The sequence below is a fragment of the Limnohabitans sp. 2KL-1 genome (assembly GCF_003063435.1).
In the GTDB taxonomy this organism is placed as follows: Bacteria; Pseudomonadota; Gammaproteobacteria; order Burkholderiales; family Burkholderiaceae_C; genus Limnohabitans_A.
The window spans coordinates 1-4,521 of the sequence record NZ_NESL01000020.1; the positions used below are offsets into that span (position 1 = coordinate 1).

A 4,521-nucleotide genomic window follows, 5' to 3' on the forward strand; every position below is an offset into this window, starting at 1 on the left:
ACCCTCTCACGCAGTAGTTGCTGCGGTTTGCTTAGTTTCGACTGCTGCCAACTGTGTGGGTGTGGCTGGATCGGTCAAAGCGGCAACGGCCTCTGACAACTCTGTCTGAGCTGTTGTCGCCGCTGCTGCGGCCGTGTTGGCGGCAGTCGCTGCGGCTGTGGCACTGTCTGCCAGGGTCGCAACTTTGGCGTCCGTCGTGACTTCGCTGTTGGCTGCGGCTGTGTTGGCGGCAGTGGCTGCTGCTGTCGCGGCAGCGGCAGCCGTATTTGCCGCTTCCACGCTGGCTGGGACCGTTTCGTTTGCTGCCGTCGCTGCGGCGCTAGCCGCGTTTGCTGCAGTTGTTGCTTCTGCGGCTTTCGTGTTCGCGGCTGTGGCAGCAGTGATCGCTGCTGCTTGCTTGGTTTCCACTGCCGCCAGTTGCTCTGGCGTTGCAGGTGTGCCTAACGCGTTAACGACCGTCGTCAATTCAGCCTGTGCTGCAGTGGCCGCTACTGCGGCTGTGTTGGCGGCAGTCGCTGCAGCTGCGGCACTGGCTGCCAGGGCCGCAACTTTGGCGTCTGTTGTGACTTCGCTGTTGGTTGCGGCTGTGGTTGCCGCAGTCGCCGCTGCTGTGGCAGCCGATGCTGCTGTCATGGCCGCCGCTACGCTCGCTGGAACCGTTTCGTTGGCAGCTATCGCTGCAGCGCTGGCCGCGTTCGCTGCGGCTGTCGCTTCTGCGGCTTTCATGTTCGCGACTGTGGCAGCAGCAATGGCTGCGGCTTGTTTGGCTTCCACTGCTGCCAGTTGTTCTGGTGTGGCGGGTGTATCCAACGCGTTAACGGCCGTCGTCAACTCAGCCTGTGCGGACGTGGCCGCTGCTGCGGCTGTGTTAGCGGCAGTCGCTGCGGCTGCGGCACTGTCTGCCAGGGTCGCAACTTTGGCGTCCGTCGTGACTTCGCTGTTGGCTGCGGCTGTGTTGGCCGCAGTCGCCGCTGCTGTTGCAGCCGATGCAGCTGTAGTTGCTGCGGCAACGCTGGCTGGAATCGTTTCGTTCGCTGCCGTCGCTGCAGCGCTGGCCGCGTTTGCTGCGGCTGTCGCTTCTGCGGCTTTGGTAGTTGCTGTTGCGGCTGCAGCAATCGCTGCGGTTTGCTTAGTTTCGACTGCTGCCAACTGTGTGGGTGTGGCTGGATCGGTCAAAGCGGCAACGGCCTCTGACAACTCTGTCTGAGCTGTTGTCGCCGCTGCTGCGGCCGTGTTAGCGGCAGTCGCTGCGACTGTGGCACTTTCTGCCAAGGCCGTAACTTTGGCGTCTGTCGTGATTTCGCTGTTGGTTGCGGCTATGTTGGCCGCAGTTGCGGCTGCTGTTGCAGCAGATGCAGCTGTCGTTGCCGCAGCCACGCTAGCTGGGATCGTTTCGTTGGCCGCTGTTGCTGCGGCGCTAGCTGCATTCGCTGAGGTTGTCGCTTCTGCGGCTTTGGTAGCTGCCGTCGCGGCTGCAGCAATCGCTGCGGTTTGCTTAGTTTCGACTGCTGCCAGCTGTATGGGTGTGGCTGGATCGGTCAAAGCGGCAACGGCCTCTGACAACTCTGTCTGAGCTGTTGTGGCCGCTGCTGCGGCTGTGTTGGCTGCAGTCGCTGCGGCTGTGGCACTTTCTGCCAGGGCCGCAACTTTGGCGTCTGTCGTGACTTCACTGTTGGCTGCGGCTGTGTTGGCTGAAGTGGCTGCTGCTGTCGCGGCGGCAGCGGCGGTCATGGCTACCGCCACACTTTCGGGGACCGTTTCGTTGGCTGCTATCGCTGCAGCGCTGGCCGCGTTTGCTGCAGCTGTTGCTTCTGCGGCTTTCATGTTCGCGACTGTGGCAGCAGCAATGGCTGCGGCTTGCTTGGTTTCGACTGCTGCCAACTGTTCTGGTGTGGCTGGTGTACCCAACGCGTTAACGGCCGTCGTCAATTCAGCCTGTGCGGACGTGGCCGCTGCTGCGGCTGTGTTGGCTGCAGTTGCGGCGGCTGTGGCACTGTCTGCCAAGGCCGTAACTTTGGCGTCTGTTGTGACTTCGCTGTTGGCTGCGGCTGTGTTAACGGCAGTCGCCGCTGCTGTTGCGGCTTCGGCGGCGGTCGTTGCCGCTGCCACGCTGGCTGGAATCGTTTCGTTCACTGCTATCGCTGCAGCGCTGGCCGCGTTCGCTGCAGCCGTCGCTTCTGCAGCGTTGGTAGTTGCTGTTGCGGCTGCAGCAATGGCTGCGGCTTGCTTAGTTTCCACTGCCGCCAGTTGTTCTGGCGTTGCAGGTGTGCCCAAAGCGTTAACGGCCGTCGTCAACTCAGCCTGTGCGGACGTGGCCGCTACTGCAGCTGTATTAGCTGCAGTCGCTGCTGCTGTGGCACTTTCTGCCAGGGCCGCAACTTTGGCGTCTGTTGTGACTTCGCTGTTGGCTGCGGCTGTGTTGGCTGAAGTGGCTGCTGCTGTCGCGGCAGCGGCTGCAGTCGTTGCTGCTGCCACGCTGGCTGGAATCGTTTCGTTCGCTGCTGTTGCTGCAGCGCTGGCCGCGTTTGCTGCGGCTGTTGCTTCTGCGGCTTTGGTGTTTGCTGTTGCTGCTGCGGCGATGGCTGCTGCTTGCTTTGTTTCGACTGCTGCCAGCTGCTCTGGCGTTGCAGGTGTGCCCAAGGCTGTGACGGCTGCTTCCAGCGCTGTCTGAGCTGCAGTGGCCGCTGCTGCGGCTGTGTTGGCTGCAATTGCGGCTTCTGTGGCACTGGCGGCCAGGTCAGCGACCTTGCCATCTGTCGTGACTTCGCTGTTGGTTGCGGCTGTGTTGGCTGAAGTGGCCGCCGCTGTCGCGGCGGCGGCTGCAGTCGTCGCTGCTGCCACGCTGGCTGGAATCGTTTCGTTCGCTGCCGTCGCTGCAGCGCTGGCCGCGTTTGCTGCAGCTGTTGCTTCTGCGGCTTTCGTGTTCGCTTCAGTAGCCGCAGCGAGGGCTGCGGCTTGCTTGGTTTCGACTGCTGCCAACTGTTCTGGTGTGGCTGGTGTGCCCAACGCGTTAACGGCCGTCGTCAACTCAGCCTGTGCGGACGTGGCCGCTGCTGCAGCTGTATTGGCGGCAGTCGCTGCGGCTGTGGCGCTTTCTGCCAAGACCGCAACTTTGGCGTCTGTCGTGACTTCGCTGTTCGTTGCGGCTGTGTTGGCTGAAGTGGCAGCTGCTGTCGCGGCGGCGGCGGCGGTCGTTGCTGCGGCAACGCTGGCTGGAATCGTTTCGTTCGCTGCTGTTGCTGCAGCGCTAGCCGCGTTTGCTGCGGCTGTTGCTTCTGCAGCTTTGGTAGTTGCTGTTGAGGCTGCAGCAATCGCTGCGTTTTGTTTGGCTTCCACTGCCGCCAGTTGTTCTGGCGTTGCAGGTGTGCCCAAAGCGTTAACGGCCGTCGTCAACTCAACCTGTGCGGACGTGGCCGCTGCTGCAGCTGTATTAGCTGCAGTCGCTGCTGCTGTGGCACTTTCTGCCAGGGCAGAAACTTTGGCGTCTGTTGTGACTTCACTGTTCGCTGCGGCTGTGTTGGCTGAAGTGGCAGCTGCTGTAGCGGCGGCGGCTGCAGTCGTCGCTGCTGCCACGCTGGCTGGAATCGTTTCGTTGGCCGCTGTCGCTGCGGCACTGGCCGCGTTTGCTGCGGCTGTAGCTTCTGCGGCTTTGGTGTTTGCGGCTACGGCTGCGGCGATGGCTGCTGCTTGCTTTGTTTCGACTGCTGTCAGTTGCTCTGGCGTTGCAGTTGTGCTCAACGCGTTAACGGCCGTCGTCAATTCAGCCTGTGCGGACGTGGCCGCTGCTGCAGCTGTATTAGCTGCAGTCGCTGCTGCTGTGGCACTGTCTGCCAGGGCAGAAACTTTGGCGTCTGTTGTGACTTCGCTGCCGGCTGCGGCTGTGTTGGCTGAAGTGGCTGCTGCTGTCGCGGCAGCGGCAGCCGTAGTTGCCGCTGCCACACTGGCTGGGACCGTTTCATTGGCCGCTGTCGCTGCAGCGCTGGCCGCATTCGCTGCGGCTGTCGCTTCTGCGGCTTTCATGTTCGCGACTGTGGCAGCAGCAATGGCTGCGGCTTGTTTGGCTTCCACTGCTGCCAGTTGTTCTGGTGTGGCGGGTGTATCCAACGCGTTAACGGCCGTCGTCAACTCAGCCTGTGCGGACGTGGCCGCTGCTGCGGCTGTGTTAGCGGCAGTCGCTGCGGCTGCGGCACTGTCTGCCAGGGTCGCAACTTTGGCGTCCGTCGTGACTTCGCTGTTGGCTGCGGCTGTGTTGGCCGCAGTCGCCGCTGCTGTTGCAGCCGATGCAGCTGTAGTTGCTGCGGCAACGCTGGCTGGAATCGTTTCGTTCGCTGCTGTTGCTGCAGCGCTAGCAGCATTCGCTGCGGCTGTCGCTTCTGCGGCTTTGGTAGTTGCTGTTGCGGCTGCAGCAATCGCTGCGGTTTGCTTAGTTTCGACTGCTGCCAACTGTGTGGGTGTGGCTGGATCGGTCAAAGCGGCAACGGCCTCTGACAACTCTGTCTGAGCTGTTGCGCCGTAGCTGCG

1 protein-coding gene is annotated in these 4,521 nt (G+C 62.5%); it reads right to left on the reverse strand.

Going from position 1 to position 4,521, the window contains the following annotated elements; translation table 11 throughout:
• Positions 1 to 6: 6 nt before the first annotated feature.
• Positions 7 to 4,521, reverse strand: a 4,515-nt coding sequence (locus B9Z47_RS18615) for a hypothetical protein (protein ID WP_199226480.1), incomplete at its 5' end; no start/stop codon positions are given.